Source organism: Neokomagataea thailandica NBRC 106555 (assembly GCF_001598495.1).
GTDB classification, from domain to species: Bacteria; Pseudomonadota; Alphaproteobacteria; order Acetobacterales; family Acetobacteraceae; genus Gluconobacter; species Gluconobacter thailandicus_A.
Map to the genome: position 1 here is coordinate 1 of NZ_BCZB01000015.1, position 21,800 is coordinate 21,800.

13 protein-coding genes are annotated in these 21,800 nt (G+C 51.9%); 8 read left to right on the forward strand and 5 right to left on the reverse strand.

What is annotated here, in order from left to right:
- Positions 1–222 precede the first annotated feature (222 nt).
- Both NTH01S_RS06290 and NTH01S_RS06295 read right to left on the reverse strand, forming a co-directional pair.
- The gene (locus NTH01S_RS06290) at positions 223–1,434 is read right to left on the reverse strand and encodes a sensor histidine kinase (RefSeq protein ID WP_068171171.1); all 1,212 of its coding nucleotides are present in this window, start codon (positions 1,432–1,434) and stop codon (positions 223–225) included.
- On the reverse strand, positions 1,435–2,631 hold the full coding sequence (locus NTH01S_RS06295; protein ID WP_068171175.1) for a sigma-54-dependent transcriptional regulator: 1,197 nt from the start codon (positions 2,629–2,631) through the stop codon (positions 1,435–1,437). It abuts the gene before it with no gap.
- A 158-nt stretch (positions 2,632–2,789) separates the two neighbouring features.
- On the opposite strand from NTH01S_RS06295, the gene NTH01S_RS06300 reads away from it, so the two are divergent.
- The 8 genes from NTH01S_RS06300 to NTH01S_RS06335 all read left to right on the forward strand — a co-directional run bounded on the left by NTH01S_RS06300 (position 2,790) and on the right by NTH01S_RS06335 (position 16,309).
- A complete protein-coding gene (locus NTH01S_RS06300) occupies positions 2,790–4,109 on the forward strand; it encodes an efflux RND transporter periplasmic adaptor subunit (RefSeq protein WP_245642235.1) in 1,320 nt (439 codons plus the stop codon).
- 17 nt (positions 4,110–4,126) lie between these two features.
- A complete protein-coding gene (locus NTH01S_RS06305; protein ID WP_068171178.1) occupies positions 4,127–4,810 on the forward strand; it encodes an ABC transporter ATP-binding protein in 684 nt (227 codons plus the stop codon).
- A gap of 10 nt (positions 4,811–4,820) precedes the next feature.
- Positions 4,821–7,280 (forward strand): ABC transporter permease, encoded by a 2,460-nt coding sequence (locus NTH01S_RS06310; protein ID WP_084367071.1) that lies wholly within the window; start codon positions 4,821–4,823, stop codon positions 7,278–7,280.
- A gap of 5 nt (positions 7,281–7,285) precedes the next feature.
- Positions 7,286–8,686 (forward strand): TolC family outer membrane protein, encoded by a 1,401-nt coding sequence (locus NTH01S_RS06315; RefSeq protein WP_068171364.1) that lies wholly within the window; start codon positions 7,286–7,288, stop codon positions 8,684–8,686.
- Between the two features lie 12 nt (positions 8,687–8,698).
- A complete protein-coding gene (locus tag NTH01S_RS06320; protein WP_068171184.1) occupies positions 8,699–11,149 on the forward strand; it encodes an ABC transporter permease in 2,451 nt (816 codons plus the stop codon).
- Between the two features lie 96 nt (positions 11,150–11,245).
- Positions 11,246–13,675 carry an FtsX-like permease family protein gene (locus NTH01S_RS06325; protein WP_068171187.1) on the forward strand — a complete coding sequence of 810 codons (2,430 nt, stop codon included), beginning with the start codon at positions 11,246–11,248 and terminating at the stop codon, positions 13,673–13,675.
- Positions 13,676–13,785: 110 nt separating this feature from the next.
- Positions 13,786–14,127 (forward strand): hypothetical protein, encoded by a 342-nt coding sequence (locus NTH01S_RS06330; protein WP_068171190.1) that lies wholly within the window; start codon positions 13,786–13,788, stop codon positions 14,125–14,127.
- Between the two features lie 259 nt (positions 14,128–14,386).
- The gene (locus NTH01S_RS06335; RefSeq protein WP_084367073.1) at positions 14,387–16,309 is read left to right on the forward strand and encodes a S53 family peptidase; all 1,923 of its coding nucleotides are present in this window, start codon (positions 14,387–14,389) and stop codon (positions 16,307–16,309) included.
- Positions 16,310–16,358: 49 nt separating this feature from the next.
- Here NTH01S_RS06335 and mqo read toward each other — a convergent pair whose 3' ends face one another.
- The 3 genes from mqo to metH are packed head-to-tail and all read right to left on the reverse strand — an operon-like array spanning position 16,359 to position 21,630.
- A complete protein-coding gene (gene mqo / locus NTH01S_RS06340; protein WP_068171194.1) occupies positions 16,359–17,840 on the reverse strand; it encodes a malate dehydrogenase (quinone) in 1,482 nt (493 codons plus the stop codon).
- A gap of 6 nt (positions 17,841–17,846) precedes the next feature.
- A complete protein-coding gene (locus NTH01S_RS11760) occupies positions 17,847–18,110 on the reverse strand; it encodes a hypothetical protein (RefSeq protein WP_218015974.1) in 264 nt (87 codons plus the stop codon).
- Between the two features lie 13 nt (positions 18,111–18,123).
- The gene (gene metH / locus NTH01S_RS06350; protein WP_068171202.1) at positions 18,124–21,630 is read right to left on the reverse strand and encodes a methionine synthase; all 3,507 of its coding nucleotides are present in this window, start codon (positions 21,628–21,630) and stop codon (positions 18,124–18,126) included.
- Between the last annotated feature and the right edge of the window lie 170 nt (positions 21,631–21,800).

Here is a 21,800-nt window from a genome sequence, read left to right on the forward strand (position 1 = left end):
CAAGTTTTATGCGTTTCATCAAGTATTCGGCCGTACATACAGTGTCTACCGTGATTTTCTCACGCTGAGTCGGTGCTAGATTTTACGGGAATTCATAACTTCAGAAATACCAAATGCACCTGCGTGGCGCTTCATCTATTGGAATCCATTCGGCAGGAAAAATGGGGTTGAACCGATGGTGAAATAGGTAAAATTTATTGATAAAATATATCATATTACTCTCTAAATAGAAATTTTAAATTTGGTATTGCAATTTTTATAAAGATCTTCTCTATCCAGAGTTAAAGAGCCTCCATGCCCTAAAATAATTTGTCGGGCGAGTGTTAGTCCTATGCCGTTCCCTCCCTCTTTGAGGGAAACGAAGGGATGAAAGATCATTTCTTCTTGTCCGGGTGGGATGCCGTGACCATTATCCTGTATGAAAATCTGTACAGAGTGTGATGTTGCTTCTGCTGAAAGATGAACCCAAGGCTTCGCGCGCCCTAACGTCGCTTCTGCTGCATTGTTGAGGATGTTCAGGAGTGCTTGCTCCATTTGCGCTTGGTCGAGTTGAATAGTGGTCAAGGTGATCGGGAGTGAGATCTCAAGCGATACGCGGCCTTGCCAACGTGCGTCAAAAATTTTGGCTGTCTCTTGTAGTAATTGGCCAAGGTTAAGTGGTTTGAGTTGTGGCGCGGGTAGGCGGGCAAGGTTTCGGTAACCTTGCACAAAACGGTCCAACCCTTCTGCGCGCCGTTTTATGGTTGAGATCGCGTTGGCAATAAGGCTTTGTGTTTCAGGGGAATAGGGTTCGTCAAAAAGTTCTTTTGCGGTGGCCGAGAGGGAAACAATCGGCGTCAAAGAGTTCATAATTTCATGGCTTAGAATATGCAGCATATCGCGAAGGGCCTGAGCTTCGGCGGCGTTTAACCCAGCTTCAATATCTGTCAGAGCCATATAATGGGTGATACCGCCAACATGGTTTCCCGTACTGATGGAGAGCGTATAGAGGCGGGATGTGCCTGTTATGCGAGAGGTGAGGCGTATGATTTTATTGTTTGGGGAAGGTGGTTGGGTATCTAGTGCTGAGATCAAGGTGTCTGGTGGGTTGAGCAAATGCCCTTCTGTACCAAAAAGCTGGCGAGCGGATCGATTAGCCGTGTGTAATGTACCGTCAATGGTGCGAAACAAAAGTGGGACAGGAACGTGATTGAGTAGCGCACGATTGCGGATGGTTTCGCGGTCTTTAGGTGCCACAACCGAATGTTCGACCCGTTTTGTAGGACGTTGTTGCAGGGTATATTGAGTTAAGAGAATGGTGATGATGCAGGCAAGCGCGAGGCCTGCGAGCAGGCAGGATGAAGCATAAAAATGGGCGTGCCATGCGGGTAGCACTAAAGCAGTACTTGCGCTCAGAGCGATGAGTTGTGCCGTAAGGCGAAATTGGTGCTTCATTTATAAGCCATACCGGGCCATGCGGCGATAAAGTGCAGGGCGTGTTAGCCCCAGCTCTTGAGCAGCGCGTGAGACGTTAAAACTATGTTTACGCAAGGCATCTTCAACCAAAGTGCGCTCTGCGTCTTTCAATGTGGCGTTACGTGTTAGGGGGAGACTGGAAGGCTGCGTGGGTTCTTCCCAGTGCCCCGAGAGAACGGCACGTTCTATTGTTGCGCGAAGAGAACGTATGCCTTGTGGCCATGGTGATGCTTGGAGGCGCGCTAAGTGTTCTGGCGAAAGTGTTGGGGCAGGAAGTGCGTGCCGGGTGGAGAAATAGTGCAAAAAATGCAGCGTTAACGCTTCGATATCCTCTGGCCGTTGTGAGAGAGGGGGAAGATAGAGAGCGTTCATTTCGAGATGAAGCATTAAGCGTGGGAGAAGAGCTTTTTTGAGGTCAAGTAGGTCTAGAGATGACAGGGCAATGAGCCGTGGCCCGTCATGCTCTTCTAGGCGTTCGGCCAAATGACGCTGTGTGGTGTGGGGAAGCTGTTCTATTTGTGGGCAGAGCCATGTTTTGCCGTGGTTGGGCAGGGGCGTGCTCCCATCAGAACAGATGAGGCATGGAGGGTTTTCATCGCGTGAGAGGGCGTGCAAGCGCTTGGCAAGGGAGAGCTTTCCAGATGCAGGAGGGCCGTAGATGAGGAGAGATGCCCATGTGGGGGCTAATCTATCCGCTTTGGTTAAGATAGCCTGCATCGCAGGAGATGAGGCTAAAAAAACGGCTTCCGTATTCGTGTCAGGGGTAGGCGAGGGCGTGTTGAGGTTTTTTTGTAGCAAGGCGATCAGGCGGTTATTGTTCCATGGCTTCATTACAAAATCTGCGGCACCTGTGCGCATGGCTTCTACGGCGATAGTGATGCCGCTATGGCCGGTGACGACAATGACGGGCATGTTTGGGCGCAAGAGCAGTATTTCTTTAAGAAGGATGATGCCTTCTGCACCGGATCGGGCGCCTTTTGTGTAGTTCAAATCCAGCAGCACGAGGTCGATCGTGTGGGACGCAAGGCGCATGAGGGCCTCTTGTGTGTTCTGCGCTTCCAGCATGGCGATGTTATGCCGTCGGAGCAGGAGGCGCGCTGCTGAAAGGATATCCGGGTCATCATCAACGAACAACACGGTGAAGGTTTTAGGCGATTCGTTTTGAAGTGTGTTCATTTCGGGGGGTGACGGCCTTGTGAGGGGTGTACGGTTCCGGACAGTATGTTCGCTTTCGGACAAGTGGAGGTGCGTATTTAGAAAATACCGTTTATTTTCAATAAATTAAAAACGAACATTTTTATCATACACTGTTTGTCATGAGGAGAAACAGTGCCATGGATCATCCTGTTTTTAACACTGCACAAACGGCAGCAGCTCCGAGCATTTCCGGAACGGGGATGGATCGAGCGGTTGCACCGTCCCGTCGGAAAAAGGCGTTGCGTTATGCCGTACGCTATGGTGGGCCGGTTGCGGTTCTCTTTGTGGCGTGGGGTGTGTGGGCGCTAGTTCCAGCTTCGGGCACGCTGTCCGTATCGAGCGATCAACTGCAAGTGGCGGTGGTGAAATCTGCGCCGTTTCTCGATTATCTTCCGGTGCGGGCCACTGTTGCGCCGTTGAATGTGACTTTTGTCGACGCCGTGCAAGGTGGTGAGGTCCTGCAGTTGATCGCGCATGATGGGGCCTTGGTGAAGGAGGGGGATGTGCTGGCCAAGCTCACGAACCCGCAGCTTCAACTGGATGTTACGTCACGCGAAGCGCAAATCGCCAGCCAGATTGGTTCGGTGAGTGCGCAGCAATTGGCGCTGCAACAGAGCCGTACGGCAGAAGAAACGCAAATGGCAGAGGCGCGGTATAATCTGCTCAAAGCGCAGCGGGAATTGTCCATTCGTGAACAGTTGCATGGGCAAGGATTTGAGTCAGATGCGAATGTGCAGTCTTATCGTGATGAAAGCGATTATTACGCACAGCGCTTGAAGCGATTGAATGACGCGCGGGTGCAGGATCTGAGTGTGTTCTCTCGGCAGGAGCGTGAAATTGCGCAGGAAGCGGAGCGTTTACGTTCGAATTTATCGGTTGTGCGGGACAGTTTGAATGCGTTGATATTGCGCGCTCCAGTGGCTGGTCGCGTGACCAATTTTGAGCTGCAACCTGGGCAGTCTTTGAAGGCGGGCGATAAAATCGCGCAGATTGATAGCGAGGGCCAATATCGGCTCGATGCAGATATTGATGAGTTTTATCTCGGACGTGTGGCAGTTGGGGAGCGCGCTACGGCGAGTTTTGGAGATGTTGCGGTGCCTATGACGGTATCGCGGGTACATCCGCAGGTTACTAATGGTCAGTTCCGTGCAGAACTGACGTTTGACAAGCCGCCAACGGGTGATTTGCGGCGTGGTGAGAGCGTAGATGTGCGTTTGACCTTGGGCGAGACGCATACCGCGCTTGTCTTGCCGAATGGTGCGTGGATGGAGGCCAGTGGTGGGACATCTGCCTTTGTGGAAAATTCCGGTGGCCGTGGTGCGGAGCGGGTCAGTGTGACGTCTGGTCGACGGAACCCAGAGCAAGTGGAAATTACCAGCGGCGTGCATGAGGGGGATCATGTGATCGTGTCCTCATACAATAGCTACAAAAACTTCAATCATCTCTCAATTCATTAAAAATAAGGAATAATACGATGTTCATTCATCTTTCAAATATCCAACGCTTGTACCGTTCTGACGAAGTTGAAACCACGGCTCTGCATGATGTCAATCTCAGCATTGATGCGGGTGAGTTCGTGGCCATTATGGGGCCGTCGGGCTGTGGGAAATCTACGCTCTTAAACATTTTGGGGACGATTGATCGGCCAACGGCGGGGCAATACTGCTTTGCGGAGCATGATCTGACGGCGATGAGTGAGGTGACGCTGGCACAATTCCGTCGGGAAAATTTGGGTTATGTGTTCCAGAGTTTTAATCTGATTGATGAGCTGACCATTGAAGAGAATATCGATCTCGCTTTGATTTATCGGAAAATTCCGAAATCGGAACGAAAAGACCGTGTTGCGGCGGCGATGGACCACGTGGGTATTGCGCATCGGGCGCGGCATTATCCGTCTCAGCTTTCGGGTGGTCAGCAGCAGCGGGCGGCTATTGCCCGCGCCATTGTGGGTAAGCCCCGCTTGATCCTTGCCGATGAACCGACCGGGAATTTGGACACGGAAAACGGCGCGCAGGTCATGGATATGCTCCAGCGCCTAAATGACGATGGCGCGACCATTATCATGGTAACGCACTCCCCATCACACGCGGATTTGGCGAAACGGCGAATTGATATGCTGGACGGGCAGGTGGTCGTGTCCGTGCGTAACGCGCTCTAGGGAGGGTGTTATGATGTTTGGCACAATCATCCGTAGCGTAGCGCGACAGGCGCAGCGACAACCGCTCTATGTAGGGTTGAATGTTTTTGGCTTGGCGCTGGGGATCGGGGTCTTTCTGACTTTGGCGTTACTAGTGCGGTATGAGTATAGTTTTAATACGGACTTGGCTGATATTCAGCGCGTGGCACGAGTTGATGCACATTGGATGATGCCGGGCGTTGAGGCCAAAGAATATCCTGAAAGTACGTTCCGGGCCGTCCCTTTTTTACGGCAGGATTTCCCGGAAATTGAAAGCAGTACGCGGCTGGAAGAAAATGGGGTTAGCCTTCAAAAAGACGGCCATTTTGAAGAGTTTGATGAAGGGTCAGTTGATCCGGATTTTTTTAAGGTTTTTGGTGTTTCCCTGCGTTCTGGCCGTGTGGAGGGAGCATTAAGCCAGCCGGATAGTGTGGTTATCTCCGAAGGTGCGGCGCGCAAAATTTTTGGCACAGTTGATGTGCTCGGGCGGGTTGTGACGCTTAATCATGGTGAGAAAAACTATGCTCATACGATTAGCGGTGTGTTGAAAAACCGGAGTAAGCCTGATTTTTTGACGCGGTATGATTTTTTTATGCCGATTACGAAAAATGAAGAAAAGCAGGACTGCTATATTGATTGGGGCGGAGATTGTGGGGCCATTTATTTAAAGCTGCATAAGCCGTCTCAGATTAACGTCATTAACGCGCAATTAGAGCAATTTATTAAGCAGCATGCTGCAGGGACGGATGATTTCTCCATCGGTCCTAACCCGGAAAGAATCTTTGCGCTGTCTTTGGTGGGGCTAGATAAGACGCATTTTTATGATGCGCATCTTCAATACGCTCAAGATGCCATTAACCAAAACGTTGTGAAGAGTATTGGCTTGATTGCTGTGCTGTCTTTGGTGCTGGCATGCGTCAATACGGTGAATTTGGCAACGGCACGCTCTGTTTTGCGGGCGCGAGAGGTTGCTTTGCGGAAAACCTTTGGTGCCACCCGTAAGGCTCTTTTCATACAATTTATGGGGGAAGCGACGTGTTTGGTTGTGTTCTCGGCATTTATTGGGCTTGCATTGAGTGAAGTATTAGTTCCAGAAATTGCACTTATTACGGCTAAAAACGTAACGATTGACTATGGATTCGTGTGTGGAATTCTGCCGATTATTATTGTGGCGTGTAGTGTTTTGAGTGGAGTTTATCCGGCTGTTATTTTGTCTGGCTATCGTCCGTCTTTGATTTTTGCGGCGACGCGGATGGCCTCTGGTGGGCGCTTTGCGGAGCGTTTGCGGAATGGTTTGACGGTTGGGCAGTTCACGATTGCTGTTTCTTTAGTGATTTGCATGTTGGTTATTCATCATCAAACGGAATTTCTGCGTGATGCAAATCGTGGCTTTTCTAAAGAGGGTCTTTTAATTGGTCATCAGATTGCTGCGGATACTCTAAAGACGCAAAAAGATATATTGCGGGAAATACGCAATGTTCAGGGCGTGGACTTTGCTACTTTAGCGCTCTTGGCTCCCAACCCTGATCGGAAGTCACGTACGACATTTGACTATAATGCCCCTACGGGAACAGTGCGGGTTCATGTTTTAACAGATACTGTGAGCACGGATTATCAAAAAACTTATCAGCCTGTACTTATGGCGGGGCGGTGGTTTGATCTGGAGCATCTTGAAGATGTCTTGCCTACGGGGAATGGGAAAAGACAGCGCCGCACCAACGCAATCCTGAATGCGAGCGCCGCACTAAAATTCGGCTTTCATACTGTGGAAGATGCGGTTGGAAAAACGATTAATGACGGGGGCGGTGATGTCGTCATTATTGGCGTTATCCGTGATATTCGTTTTGAATCGCCTCATGCGGCAGTATATCCGAGCATAATATTTTTTAATCCACTCTCGGATAATTCACTTTATCTGCCAATACCCGCTATTCGTTTTCATGGGGTTTCTGAAGCTGTGATGAAATCACGTTTGGAAAAGGCGTGGTACAAAATTACGCCGAATATGCCGGCGGATTTTTCGGATATTAATGAGCGTCTTTCCAGTTATTACGAGGATGATCAACGTTTGGGGGAAGTCTTCACGGCGGGGGCTGTTGTTGCGCTGATGATTGCTTGCCTTGGTTTGTATGGCCTGGCGTCTTTTGCAGCGACGCGGCGTGTGCATGAGATTGGTATTCGTAAAACGCTTGGTGCGACGGGCGGGCAGGTTATCGCCTTACTGTTGCAGGGGTTTTTGAAGCCTGTTGCGCTGGCTTGCGTCATTGCGACCCCGATTGCTTGGGTGATTATGCGTAGCTGGTTGTCGGGGTTTGACCAGCGTATCGCCTTGAGTGGTGGTGATTTTATCATTGCAGTTTTGGGCGCGATTATTATCGCGACGGTCACGGTTATTGGACAGACTTACCGTATCTCACGTGCTGAACCGGCGCGTGCTTTGAGGGCGGAGTGATTATTATGCGCAAAGCACATTACATTCTTTCTCTGGCGCTTTTCAGTGCTGTGTCTCCACTCAAGGCTCAAACGCTGAATGAGGCGTTGGAGATGGCGTATAAGAGCAACCCAACTTTGCAGGGGGAGCGCGCGAACCAGCGTGCGGTGACGGAAAACTCAGCTCAAGCGCGTTCTGGCTGGAGGCCGACTGTGACGATTAACGTGGATGCAAATTACCAGAAGGGGCCTTATACTGGGGCTTATGCGCTGGGGTCTTACACATCGAATTATGCCGAAGGGTATGTTCAGGCCAGGCAGACGCTTTATTCATTTGGGCATGTAGCGAACCAAGTCAAGGCGGCAGATGCGCGTTCACGGGCGGAAATTCATGCGCTTGAGCAGACGGAAAACCAGGTTTTTACCAGTGCGATTACGGCCTATATGGATGTGCTGCGGGACCGGGCTATTCTTGACGTTCGCAAAGCTGATTTGGAGATGCTGCGACGGCAAGTTCAATTGACGACATCACGTTATAATCTCGGTGGTATTCCGGCGGAGCAAGTGACGAAAACGGATGTTGAGCAAGCGCAGGCACGGTTGCACTCGGCAGAAGTTGGCCTGAATCAAGCGCGCGCTACTCTTGCGTCTTCAGAAGCATTGTTTCGTACAGTTATTGGTGTGGAGCCGGGTGTTTTGGTGATGCCTGAAGGTTTGCCGGGGCTGCCGAACGATTTGGGGCATGCGTTGAAGGAAGCCTTAGCTTCTAGCCCGCAGTTTGCTCAATCGCAGGATAATAAATCTGCGGCGGATGCAGATATTGATACGGCCCGTTCCCAATGGGGACCGCAAATTCAGGCTCAAGGGATGTTTGGTACGACTGGGCCTGCGTCTCCGTTCCGTGGGCGGTTATATGGTGAGCAGATGTCGGGGACGGTGTCCTTAGTACAGCCGCTCTATAATGGGGATTTGTATAATTCGCAGATCCGGCAAGCGCGCGATAAGGACGAGCAAGCGCGTCATGCTGTAGAGTTAGCGCGGCGCACGGTGTTGCAGAATGTCGCGGCGAGCTGGAGTGCGGTTGAAAATGGCCTCCAAGCTATTTCGGCTGGTGCTGCGGAAGTGCATTCGGGTGAGACGACGTTGAAGGGCTATCAGCTGGAATATGGCTATGGTCTGCGCAGTACGACCGATGTGCTGTATGCGGATCAGAACTTACGTTCGGCTCAGGTTGAGTTAGCGTCGAGCGGGCATGACACAATTGTTGCGGAAGCAAATCTTTTGGCGTCCATGGGGCGTCTGCAAGCGCAACAGCTTTTATCCAATAACCACGACACACATGGTGAAGAGGCGTTTCGCCATGCGCGGCGGCGCGGTTGGGAGCCGTTGCAGGCGCCGATTTCTGCCCTTGATCAAGCGGGTTGGTGAGGAGAGCAAGCGATGTTTACCGTCATGTTTACTGGAATTTTCAAGAGTGTTTATCGTACGCTGACGCACCAAAAGCGTTATGCCGCGATTAATATTGCGGGGCTGGCGCTGGGTGTGGCCGTGTTCCTCGTGATGGCGCTGATTGTGCGGTATCAGCTGTCTTATAATGGGTCTTACCCCGGCATGAGTGATGTTTATCGTGCTGATGAGGCATTTCGCCTGCCGGGGAATGCACCGTTTGAGACAAAGTTGACGAGTTTTGTCGGTGCGCCGTTCCTGAAGCAGGATTTCCCTGACATTAAAGATGTCCTCCGCGTTTGGGAGGGGGAGGATATGACGCTGCGCTTGGGGGGGAATGTTCAGCGAGAAGCCGGCGTTATAGCGGACCCGAATGTCTTTTCGTTCTTTAAAGTGGGGGTGATTGCTGGGGATCGGGCGCATGCGTTGGACCGGGCAGAGGCGGTGGCTATACCGGCCTCAATTGCGCGTAAGTATTTTGGGACAGAGCAGGCGCTGGGGCAGGTTCTGACGGATGTGAATACGAAGACATCCTTCACGGTGACGCTGGTCTATGCGGACCCGCCGCCGAATACGGATGTGACGTTCGGGGTTGTGCGGCGGGCCACCAAGTTAACGGGCAACTCTGAAATGACGCAATGGGGCTCGATGGCCGGAGAGATATATGTCCGTATTCCGGATAAGCGGGCAGTTGCGGGTATTCAGGCAGGGCTGGATGGTTATCCGCTCCAACATCCGGGTGAGGTCACTGAGGAGATGATTAGGACAGAGTTTGGGAAGAGTGCACCGAAGCTTGTACCGTTTGAGGGGCTACATTTTTACGATGCGACGATTGGGGAAGGCGGTGAGGACCAGAGGCTTGTTTATATTCTGGCGTTTATTGGCCTCGCCGCGCTCGCTATTTCCTGTGTGAATTACATTAACCTCGCCACCGCCCGAGCTGGAGAGCGGGCGCGTGAAGTGGCTATGCGCAAAGTGTTGGGCGCGACACGTGGGGTGCTTATCCAGCAATTTATTGCAGAAGCAGTTGGGATTTCGCTCATAGCTGGATTGTTTGGGCTGGCGCTTGCGGAGGTTTCGCTCCAGTTCGTTAATGCGCAGGGCGGGTGGCAGGTTGCGTTTGACCTGTGGTTTGCGGTGCCTGTGGGGCTGGGTATTGCGGCGCTGGCGGGGTTGCTGGCGGGGGTATATCCGGCGTTTATTTTGTCGGGCTATCGGGCGGCGTCTGTTCTGGCGTCAAGCAAGATGCCTTCTGGTGGAAAACTGGCTGGACGTCTGCGCAATGCGCTTGTTGTGGCGCAGTTTGCGTTTGCGACGGGGCTGGCGATTTGCGCGCTCATTATGGGGCAGCAGGCGTCTTATGTGCAGTCCCTCGGGCAGAAGGCTAATCCGGATGAAATTGTGGTGGTGTATCCGCCCAAAATCGGTGGGGAGGCAGCATTACAACAGGCTTTCGCGTTGGTTCCGGGAGCGGTTGCCGTAGGGCGTAGTAACCTTTGGCCGCATCATCACAATATGAATAGGATGTATGGGCGGCAGGGCGTACCGGGTCAAAAATTGTTGTCGGCTGGGTATGTTTCTCCTGAATATCAAGCACTTTATGGAGTGAAATTGCTGGCGGGGCGGTGGTTTGACCTAGCGCGGGCGATGGATTTTTCTGTGGCAGGTAAGGAAGGCCCAGAAGAAGGGGAAGTGCGCTCTGGAGAGAGCATCGTCATTAATGCGCAGGCGGCGCGGATGCTTGGGTTTGCGCGGCCAGAGGAGGCTGTTGGCAAAATTATCCATGAGAATGATGAGAATGCCGATTTGATGATCAGTGGGGTGACGGCGGATCTTCGTTTGAATGGGCCGTCTGAGGGGATGAAAGGGATTGTTTTCTTCGGGCTGCACACGACTCATCCGCAGGATGGTGACATGGCGTGGCAGGTACGGATTCATGGGGTGACAGCCGGGGAGGCGCGGGAGCGGGTTCAGGCGGCGTGGCACCATGTGCGGCCTGATGATGTGTTTAACCCTGTGCTGGTGTCGGATATTGAGGCCACGGAATATCGGGAGAGCGGCAATTTATCACGCTTGTTTGGGGTGGGGGCTGGAGTGTCCATTCTGATCGCGTGTCTTGGGTTGTTTGGGCTTTCTGTCTTTACGTTGGCGCGCCGTGCCCATGAGATTGGTATTCGCAAGGTTTTGGGGGCCGCGCAGCAGGATATTTTCGTGCTGCTTGGGCGGGAGTTTCTTGGCCCGGTTATTTTGGCGAGTGTTGTGGCGTGGCCTGTGTCGTTGCTTGTGATGTGGCGCTGGCTTGCGGGCTTTAATGAGCGGGTTGGGCTTGGATTGGGGCCATGTGTTTTGGTCACGGCCATTGCGCTCATCATCGCGGGTGGGACGGTGCTGGTGCAGGCAGTGCAGGCGTCCCGGCAGGCTCCTGCGGTGGCTTTGCAACGGTAATAGGGCGTTTTGAATGATGTGAGGGGCAGTGTTTGGCCCAAGGGTTGGCACCAAAACTGACCTGTCATTCGGTAGGTTGGTGAGGGAGATAAAGCGATGTTTACAGCAATTTTTAAAAATGTTTACCGGAGTTTGACGCACCAAAAGCGTTATGCCGCGATTAATATTTTGGGGCTGGCGCTGGGTGTGGCTGTGTTCCTCGTGATGGCGTTGATCGTGCATTATGAGGAGACTTATGACACGACACTGCCACGGGCGGGGCAGATTTATCAGGTTGATGAAGTGGCGCGCCTGCCGCACACGGCGCCGGAAGAAAACGATAATGTAAGCTTTGTTCCGTTTCCGTTTCTGAAACAGGATTTCCATGAAATTCAGGCCGCTACATATGTGATGCGGATTCCGTTGACGGTGCGCTCGGGTGAAGAGATCGGGCAAGAACAGGTCACGATGACGGATAAGGATTTCTTTTCCATTTTTGACCTGACGTTATTGGCTGGAGATAAGGCGACGGCGTTGGACGGGCCGGAGAAGGTCGTGATTTCCCAAAATATGGCGCGTAAATATTTTGGCACGACGGACGCACTTGGGAAAACGTTACATATTGATGATGATAAAGGGGATGCAGTTGTTACGGGTATTTTGGCGCAACCGCCTGCCAATCGGACGGTGAATTTTGATATTGTTGAACTCACGCCGAGCAAGTGGTTTTCGTACTGGCCCTTCAAGACTTGGGGGGCAGAATGGGGGACTATCTGGGTTCGGCTGGCACATCCGCAGGATCGGGCGCGTGTTGACCAAGGTTTTCAGCATTATATTGCGCGCCATCCGGGACGCGACACACTCGGTTCGGTCAAAGAAATGTTTGGTGATGGCGGATTGGAGTTGGTTCCGCTCCCTCACGTTCATTTCCATAATGTGGAGATTGGTGAGGGCGGGAATAGCCGGGCTTTGATCCATATATTGGGCCTGATTGGCTGCGCAGCTTTGGCGACGGCGGTGATTAATTATGTGAATTTAGCGACATCTCGCTCAGTCCTACGGGCGCGTGAAGTGGCGATGCGTAAGGTTTTGGGCGCAACGCGGGCGGCGTTAATAACGCAATTTATGTGTGAAGCACTGGTCTTGGTGTTGATTGCGGTGTTTATCGGCGCGGCTTTGACCGAAATAGCGCTGCACTGGGTCAATGCGTGGGGTGGCTGGAGCTTATGGATGGATTGGCCGTTTCTTTTCCCGATATTGGGGGCGGTTATTGCGGTCACGACGTGCGTGGCGGGGTTCTATCCGGCGATTATTTTGTCGGGCTATCGACCGGCGATTATTCTGGCCAGCAGTAAGACGCCTTCAGGGGGACGGTTAGAAAGTGCTGTGCGCTCTGCGTTGGTGGTTGGGCAATTTGGCTTTGCGCTGGTCTTAGGGATTTGTACGATGGTGATGCTCTCCCAAGCGTCTTACATACGGCATATGGACCGTGGAGTGCGGCAGGATGGATTGATTGTTATTGATTCTCTTTGGAATCAAAGTCTTAAGGCGCGACAAAAAGAGATTATCACGCGTTTGTCTGCTGTGCCGGGTGTATCGATTGCCACGCGCTCCGATCTTTACCCGTATCATGCGGTCGATGGTATGGATTTTGCTTTAGCTGGGCATGCGGACAAGCATAATATGCGATGGGGCAGTGCTACGGTGGGGTATTTTGACGCGATAGGCGCGCATTTGATCGCGGGGCGTTTTTTTGATGCTCAGCATGGAATGGATTATATTCGTCAGGACGGGGATGAAGTTGAGCGGAATGTCATTTTGTCACGTCAGGCGGTGGTGGAATTAGGGTTCGCATCCCCAGAGAAGGCCGTAGGGGCGAGTGTACACACCGTCTATAATGGTCAGAATGGTGCGGAGAGCCATATTATCGGTGTGGTTGAGGATATTCGTTTCAACGGTGCTCAAGGGCATATGCGCCCCATTCTGTATTATGGCACCAATCGACCGATTACGTTATGTGGAGCGCTTATTCGTTACGACCATGTTCCGCAAAATGTGATGATGGATCGTTTGAAAGCGGCGTGGCACGACATCGCGCCGGATGCGGCGTTTAGCGCGAAGAGCGTCTCTGAGATTTATGCCGCAGATTCAGCGCCGGAACAAAATCGTGGCAGTCTCTTTGCGATGGGCGCTGGTGTGGCGATAGGGATTGCGTGTTTGGGGCTGTATGGCTTGTCCTCGTTTTATGTGTCCCGCAGACGGCAGGAAATTGGTATTCGCAAAGTCTTGGGCGCGCAGCCGAGGGATATTTTGTTTCAGTTTTTACGCGAGTTTTTGAAGCCGGTTGTATTGGCGGCGTTTATCGCGTGGCCTGTGGCGTGGTTTCTTATGCGGTCTTGGCTGTCTGATTATAGTAACCGTATCGCACTGACGCCTGTGCCGTTTACTCTCATCACGCTGGGGGCGTTGTGTATTGCGAGTTTAACGGTGCTGGGGCAGACGTTTCGTGCTGTAAAGCAAGCGCCTGTTGAGGCATTGCGTCAGTAGGGCAATGGGGGCGTATGATTTTCAATAGAAGAGGGGCAAGCTAAGTTGGAGGGCGTGGATAAAGTGGAGTATTTCTAATTGAACTGGAAAGCCATGATGCTTCGCACGGTATGTTCCACAATGCGCATGAGTTTAAAGTCTTGTCCCCAGAGGTTGAAGTAGGGCTGTCGCATTATTGTGTACTTCCTCTGGAAGAAGGGGCTGAGCTTCAGGTTATCCGTGTGGGTGTTGGCTACGTTGATTTATCAACCCAAATCATACCACATTGGCGTGTAGCCCTTGCAGGCCGCTATGAAGCTGATAGTGATGTTGGCAATGCCAATACAGGAAAAATATACACGCGCTATGACCTCAATAAATATATTGGCTTTCGAGGCGCCGTGAATATGGGGTTTCGTGACTCGTCATTATGTTTACTGATAGTATTATTTGGTTTTTATTATTTTTTTTAATATGATAAATTTAAAAATGGTTATTTTTAAATTTTATTACCCTAAGGATACGTTATATCATACTCATTATTTTGGCGAATATTCTCTGAATAATAACCAAAAAAAATAGTTAAATAAAGGATAATATATATTTTTTACTTTGCGAAATGTCTGTTTTTGGAGTGATGTTACCGGAAGAGAACGGATCATGGGCTGAAAAGGCAGCCCGTTAACACATCCGCTGATGGGAGTGTTGTACTATGGTCCTAGGGGAGCAGAAATGAAAAACGCTTTTCGGTATTTTTTAGGTGTAGCTGGTCTTTTAGGGGGTGGTGCGCACGGTGTTTACGCCGCGCCATTGAGTACAGATTTTATCCCTCATGAAACAGCTTCTGCCGAAACCGCCGTGCATTTTGATGTGACGCTGCCTTTGCGTGACCCTGCTGGATTGGCTGAATTAGTTCGCAAGCAGCAGGACCCTACCGCCCCAGAATATCATCACTGGCTACAGCCTATTGATATTTTAAATCGTTTTGGGCCAACGGCTTATGATGTGGCAAAGGCGAAAGCGGCGCTGGAAGCGCGCGGTTTAAGTGTTCAGCAAGAGGGACGAACACTGCATGTGAGTGGGCGTGTAGCACCCGTCAATGCAACACTTTCAACGTCTTTGAAGGTTGCGCATGTTGCTGAAGGAAAAGTGCATATTTACACCGCGAGTAAGCCGGTATTGCCGGCCGAATTCGCCGTAGGATCGGTTGTTACGGGGTTAAGTGCTCATGAGCATGTGGCGCGCCCTTATCTCCAACATGTTCAGCTGCCTCCCAGTGTTGCAAATCCCAAAAATCGCTTTTCAACGACGGGTGCGTATTGGTTTACGGATTTAAAGCAAGCTTATGGATACCCCTCTTATGAGGCGCATGTTTCTACGCAAGCCGGTGTTCGCCGTCTAGATGGGAGTGGAGCAACCGTTGCTATTTTGATGGCATCAGATGTTTATGACAGCGATGTCGAAGCGATGTTCGAGCATGAGCAGTTCAAGCAAAAGGCAGGATTATCGGCTAATCCGAAGTTGGCCGGGCGTGTTGCTGTTGATGGTGGGGCGACGACTAGTAGCTCTGCTTTGGATGAAGCATCGCTGGATGTACAGCAAGCTTTAGGCGGTGCGCCGGGGGCTAATGTTATTTTATATACTCTGCCCGATTTGTCAGATACGCACATTATTGATGGTTATACAAAAATCATTAATGATAATAAGGCTGATGTTGTTTCATCGTCATTTGGTGGTTGTGAATTATTTTACACGGCGGCTTATAATGAAGGCGTTGATCAGACGCAGACATTAAATTTAGAGCATGAACTTTTTCTGCAAGGGAATGCGCAGGGTATCACTTTCCTTGCCTCATCGGGGGATGAATCTGGCTTGGAATGCCCCAATCTTACATATCTCAATGGAGGCAATGGCCAGTTTATCCCGAGTGTTTCGACCCCGGCGGCAGATCCAAATGTGACGGCGGTTGGCGGTACAAATTTGGTAACCGCATCGACGGCAGGCTCATTAGATTCTCCCTATCTGCGTGAAAATGCTTATGCTGATCCAGAAACGCCCTATGATCCAGATAATGTCGGTGCAGAGGCATCCGGCGGATATTGGGGAGCTGGTGGTGGTGTTTCAACCATTTTTGCTGCGCCGACGTATCAATTAAACGCAGGCATTAATACGGGCTCAACGTCCAACCGTGCTCTGCCGGATATTGGTATGCAAGTGGGGGGATGCCCTGGCTTGGCTCAGTCTCCGTGCAACGGCGGGGATACGGCGGAAGAGGGGAATGGCAATTCTGAGCGCTCGGCCGTTATTGTTTATATTCAAGGCCAGCCATCAGGCTTAATTGGTACGTCTGTTGCGTCTCCAGAGTTCTCGTCTGTTGTGGCATTATTGGTTGAAAAGTCAGGGCGCCAAGGAAATTTGAATCCTTATATTTATAGCCTAGGACAGCAGCAATCATCCTCTCCCAATAGCCAATATGCGGCATATCACCGCGATATTCCGGGGTATAACGGCGTGGTGACGAATGGGCAGCCTGTGCAGTCAGGACATGCTTATTTTAACTATACTGTTGGTAATGGTACGCCCGTTGTGAAGAACTTTATTGGTGCTTATTCTGTGCCCAGTGCAGGAACACCTCAGACTTCGACAAATCCATAAAGGGAAAGGCCCAACTCTTACGGGGTTGGGCCTTTTGACGTCTTTTATTTTAGCCGTTTAGGTTCAAAATAGCGGCTGTTTCTTGGCGGATCTGGTGGCAGGCTTCCTGATGCGTTGCGAGATCGAGGCCATAGGACGGCAAGAGTGTCTTAAGCTTTTGTGTGTAGTCTTTGGATAGGCCCAGACTATCGGCATGTGCTGTGAGGAGCTTGAGAATAATTCCAGCAGAAACAGACGCCCCCGGTGAAGCGCCCAAGACAGCAGAGAGCGTGCCATCTGCGCTTTTGATCACCTCGGTCCCGAGCTTTAAAACACCACGGCCTTTGCCTTCTGGGCGGATGATTTGTACGCGCTGCCCTGCGATGACGCGGTTCCAGTCCTGAGGTTGTGCAAGTGGGTAAGTACCGTGCAAAAATGCCATTCGTGCGGCATCACTTTGGACGATTTCAGTCATCAGATAACGCACAAGGGGCAGATTATCGAGCCCCGCACTTAGGGCCGGCCATAGATTATCTGCTTTAAGAGAGCGTACATAATCGCTGGGTGCCCCTGTTTTTAAAAAGCGCGTTGTAAAACCGGCATAGGGGCCAAAGAGAAGCTGATTCTTCCCGTCAATTATGCGTGTATCCAGATGCGGGACAGACATTGGTGGGGCCCCAACGGGGGCCATGCCGTAGACCTTTGCATGATGGCGTGAGATGACATCAGGGTTCGTACATTTCATCCAAATGCCACTTACAGGAAAACCGGCATAGCCTTTGGCTTCAGGGAGCTTGGCCTGCTGTAGCAAGGGGAGCGTTGCACCGCCTGCGCCGATGAAGACGCAGCGTGTTGAGAACGTAATATCCCCCTGAGGACTGCGTGCTGTTACGGACCATTGGCCACTCAGGGAGCGCTTTAAGCGGGTAACGCGGTGTTCCGTTAGTAATTGTACGGCACCTTTTTGCGTGACTCCTTTGAAGAGAGAGCGGGTGAGTGTACCGAAATTAACGTCTGTTCCGTGTAAAACGCGTGTTGCAGCGACGGGCTCACTGGGGTTGCGGCCTTCCATGGCGAGAGGCGCCCAAGAGGTAATGGTTGCTGGATCTTCAGAGTATTCCATGCCAGCAAAGCAATGATGCGCGGAGAGAGCCTCATAGCGCTTTTTGAGGAATGCGACGTCCTTATGGCCATGGACGAGGGCGATATGCGGACAATTTGTAATAAACTGCTCTGGAGATGGGAGCAGGTTATTGCGTACCCAATGCGCCCAGAGTTGGCGGGAGAGGTCAAAATCTGTGTTGATGCTTAAGGCTTTATCAATGGCGATGCTGCCATCTGTGGCCATGGGCGTATAATTGAGTTCACAATACGCGGCGTGACCTGTCCCGGCATTGTTCCAAGCATTGCTGCTTTCTAAGCCCGCTTCGGGCAAACCTTCCAGCACAACAATGTTGAGATGCGGTGCCACCTCTTGGAGGAGTGCGGCAAAAGTCGCACTCATAATACCTGCGCCAATGAGCACGAGATCAGGGGAGGTCAATGTCCGCATGGTGCGTTAGCCGTTGTTTGAGTTGTTAGGCTGGAGAGTGTTGGTGATGCGCAGTACGAGCCACGGTATAAGGAAGTAAAGCCAGACAAGAATAAGCATGAAGCGGGTCAAGCTGTGCATGTCTGCCTTGATGACATTTCGGCAAAACATGAAGGCGAGACCAAGTGCGCAGGATACGCAAATGGCCCCAAAAAGGTTGCCCATGAGGCCGCGCCCATCATTCATCTGTTGGAAGCGTGTGATGATGCTGTTGTGTGTGTTCATGCTCATGGTGCTCAACAGGTTAGACAGTAAAATATTTGGCGCGTGGGTTTAGGAAGACGAGCGCAGATGTGGATTGCTCAGGGTGGAGCTGATAGCCATCTGATAGGGAAATCCCGACGCGTTCTGCCCCAAGAAGTCGTAGGATGGGTTCTTGGTCTTCCAAACGCGGGCAGGCGGGGTAGCCGAAGGAATAGCGTGATCCACGGTAGGACTGAGACAGCATTTTTTCCATGTCACGGTCATCTTCTGCGGCGAAGCCAAGTTCAGCGCGGATGCGCTTATGAGTGTATTCCGCCATGGCCTCGGCCATCTCCACAGATAGGCCGTGGAGATAGAGGTAGTCTTGGTAACGGTCAGCCTCAAACCATTCACGCGCTAGATCGGATGCTTTTTGGCCGACAGTGACCACTTGTAGGCCAATGACATCACGCTCTGGGTCATGAATGTCACGCACGAAATCTGCGATGCACTCGCCGTCTTCTTTCGGTTGGCGTGGCAGGGTGAAGCGTGTGGCTTCTGTGATGCCATCTTCTTCGAATAAGACGAGGTCATTGCCGTCACCGGCCGCTTTCCAGTAGCCGTAAATGGCTTGAGGGCGGAGCACGTCTTGCTCTGCGCAGAGGGCGAGCATGCGCTTCATGACGGGGCGGAGTTCCGTTTTGGCGTACTCCATGAACTCTTCAAGAGAGCGGCCTTGCTTCCGGAAGCCCCATTGGAATTGGTAGAGAGAGCGTTCGTTGAGGAAGGGTAAGACTGCGTTTGGTGCGGCTTCCACAACTTTTGCGCCCCAGAATGGTGGGGTGAGTACAGCCTCACTCCCCGCGATGCGTGCGCGGCGGGTGCGTGCGGCGTCTTTATCCACCGTACCAAAACCGCGCGTTTCTTGTATTTCGGGGGCGCGGGCATTACGGCGGGTGCTTTTGCCTGCACGCTTGGTTTGGATGGCGGTGAGGTAGTCTTTGAATTTGCCTTGAGAGATCGTGTCCATCAAGGAAAGGCCGTCAAACGCATCTCGTGCATAGGCAACGTGACCGGGCTCTCCGCCACCGTAAGAGGCCGCACACTCTTCTTCCACGTAATTTCGGGTCAGAGCGGCACCGCCAAGGATCACCGGTACGTCAATGCCCTGACGGTGCATTTCTTCTAGGTTTTCCCGCATGATAACGGTTGATTTGACGAGAAGGCCGGACATGCCGATGGCATCGGCCTTATGTTCTTTCGCTGCCGTGATCATATCAGCAAGTGGGACTTTGATGCCCAGATTAATGACCTGATAACCGTTATTCGTCAGAATAATATCGACAAGGTTCTTACCAATATCATGCACGTCCCCCTTAACAGTGGCGAGGACCATCGTGCCGCGGTGTTGGCCTTCAACGCGTTCCATATGGGGCTCAAGCCATGCAACGGCGGTTTTCATGGTCTCAGCCGATTGCAGCACGAAGGGAAGCTGCATTTTCCCCGCGCCGAAGAGTTCTCCGACGACTTTCATGCCGTCGAGCAGAACGGTATTGATAATATCAAGGGCAGGCATGGTCTGCATGGCAGCTTCGAGGTCTTCCTCAATGCCTTTACGGTCCCCATCGACAATGCGGTCTTTTAGACGCTCAGCCGGAGTTTCGGCGCGGCGCTTTTTGACGGCATCGGCCGCTTTACGACCCGCAAAGAGCTCAAGCAGCTTTTGCAGTGGGTCATAATCTTCAGTTCGGCGGTCAAAAATGAGATCTTCCGCAACTTTGACCTCTTCTGGTGCAATGAGGTGCAATGGGCGGATCTTGCTGACATGAACAATGGCGCCGGTCATGCCCGCTTTGACGGCATGATCCAAAAAGACGGAGTTTAACACGGCGCGAGCCGCAGGGTTGAGCCCGAAGGAAATGTTGGACAGGCCAAGAATGATTTGAATATCAGGGAATTTTTCCCGGATCATCCGAATGCCTTCGAGTGTCCACACCCCTAGTTTACGGTCATCCTCTACGCCCGTAGCAATAGTGAAGGTGAGGGGGTCAATCATGAGGTCTGATTGAGGGAGGCCGTATTGTGTGCAGGCAAAATCAACCAGACGTTCGGCAATACGAAGTTTGTCGTGTGGTTCTTTCGCCATGCCCACTTCGTCAATGGTCAGGGCAATCATGGCCGCACCGAACTTGCGTGCAAGCTTCATGCGGTCATGTGCGTGCTCTTCGCCATCTTCAAAGTTGATGGAGTTGATGATGGGTTTGCCGCCATGGCGCTTGAGAGCGGCTTCGATAACGGGGGTTTCGGTGGAATCAATGACTAGGGGAGCGTTTACTGAAGACGTAAAGCGCGAGACAATTTCGTTCATCTCTGCCGTTTCATTGCGCCCGACAAATGCCGTACAAATATCGAGGGCGTTGGACCCTTCAGACGCTTGTTCACGGCCAATGGCGACGCAGCCGTCCCAGTCTTGGGCCTCTTGCAGTTCACGCCATTTTTTGGACCCATTGGCGTTACAGCGTTCACCAATGGAGAAATAGCTGTTTTCTTGGCGTAGTGGTGTTTGTGTGTAGAGGCTAGCCACGGAGGGCATCCACACAGCATTACGCTTTACGGGTTTGGGGCGCAGACGCTCTCCGCCAAGGCGACGGAGCATTTTATCGAGGGCTGCAATATGTGGCACTGATGTGCCACAGCACCCACCAATGAGGTTGAGCCCATCTTCTTTGACGAAACGTTCAACCCATACAGCCATTTCATCTGGGCCGAGTGGGTAGACTGTTTGACCATCCACAAGTTCCGGAAGGCCAGCATTGGGCTGGATGGAGAGTAGGCCGGGCCAGTTCTCGGACAACCAGCGCACATGTTCAGCCATTTCTTGCGGGCCAGTTGCACAATTGAGGCCGAGTGACGGTACGCCAAGAGATTCGACGACGGTGGCTGCTGCGGCAATATCTGGGCCGACCAAGAGAGTGCCGGTTGTTTCAACGGTGACTTGTACAAAGATAGGCGCGTCAGAGTTGAGTTCTAAACGTGCTTGCTTTGCAGCATTCACGGCGGCTTTGATTTGTAAGGTATCTTGGCATGTTTCGATTAAGAAACCATCGACGCCGCCATCAATAAGGCCGCGGCATTGTTCGATAATGCCAGCTTCTAGTGTATCATAATCAATATTATTGAGCGTTGGGAGTTTTGTGCCGGGGCCGATGGAGCCCATGACATAACGGTGCCGATCATCCGCAAAGCTATCAGCGGCTTCTCGGGCGAGTGTCGCGGCAGTACGGTTAATCTCACGTGCGCGGTCTTGAAGGTCAAATTCGCTGAGGGTTACGATTGAGCCGCCGAATGTGTTGGTTTCCACCATATCCGCGCCGGCTTCGTAGTAACCGCGATGGATTTCACGAACGAGCTCTGGGCGAGAGAGGTTGAGGATTTCTGTACAGTTTTCCTGCCCCCAGTAATCACGTTCAACTTCAAGGTCGAGCATTTGAACGCGCGATCCCATGCCGCCGTCACACAGCAGGACCTGATCGGAAAGGGCATCGAGCAGATGGGGACGGGAAGACATGAAAGGCGGACCCTCGTAGAGAAACAGCAGCGAGATTGTCGGCCTAACCGTCATCATAAGATGGTTATAAAAACGGTGCGCCCGACGCGAGAAGAAGAACGTGTATAACGGGTGACGTTACCTGCTGGCAAACGGGTAAAAAGTCAGGCTATGGTGCTTGCCCATAAAAT

Excerpts from the sequence above, each read along its gene's own strand:
- NTH01S_RS06290 (WP_068171171.1), bottom strand. The coding sequence starts at position 1,434 with ATGAAGCACCAATTTCGCCTTACGGCACAACTCATCGCTCTGAGCGCA.
- NTH01S_RS06295 (WP_068171175.1), bottom strand. The coding sequence starts at position 2,631 with ATGAACACACTTCAAAACGAATCGCCTAAAACCTTCACCGTGTTGTTC.
- NTH01S_RS06300 (WP_245642235.1), top strand. The coding sequence starts at position 2,790 with ATGGATCATCCTGTTTTTAACACTGCACAAACGGCAGCAGCTCCGAGC.
- NTH01S_RS06305 (WP_068171178.1), top strand. The coding sequence starts at position 4,127 with ATGTTCATTCATCTTTCAAATATCCAACGCTTGTACCGTTCTGACGAA.
- NTH01S_RS06310 (WP_084367071.1), top strand. The coding sequence starts at position 4,821 with ATGATGTTTGGCACAATCATCCGTAGCGTAGCGCGACAGGCGCAGCGA.
- NTH01S_RS06315 (WP_068171364.1), top strand. The coding sequence starts at position 7,286 with ATGCGCAAAGCACATTACATTCTTTCTCTGGCGCTTTTCAGTGCTGTG.
- NTH01S_RS06320 (WP_068171184.1), top strand. The coding sequence starts at position 8,699 with ATGTTTACCGTCATGTTTACTGGAATTTTCAAGAGTGTTTATCGTACG.
- NTH01S_RS06325 (WP_068171187.1), top strand. The coding sequence starts at position 11,246 with ATGTTTACAGCAATTTTTAAAAATGTTTACCGGAGTTTGACGCACCAA.
- NTH01S_RS06330 (WP_068171190.1), top strand. The coding sequence starts at position 13,786 with ATGTTCCACAATGCGCATGAGTTTAAAGTCTTGTCCCCAGAGGTTGAA.
- NTH01S_RS06335 (WP_084367073.1), top strand. The coding sequence starts at position 14,387 with ATGAAAAACGCTTTTCGGTATTTTTTAGGTGTAGCTGGTCTTTTAGGG.
- mqo (WP_068171194.1), bottom strand. The coding sequence starts at position 17,840 with ATGCGGACATTGACCTCCCCTGATCTCGTGCTCATTGGCGCAGGTATT.
- NTH01S_RS11760 (WP_218015974.1), bottom strand. The coding sequence starts at position 18,110 with ATGAGCATGAACACACACAACAGCATCATCACACGCTTCCAACAGATG.
- metH (WP_068171202.1), bottom strand. The coding sequence starts at position 21,630 with ATGTCTTCCCGTCCCCATCTGCTCGATGCCCTTTCCGATCAGGTCCTG.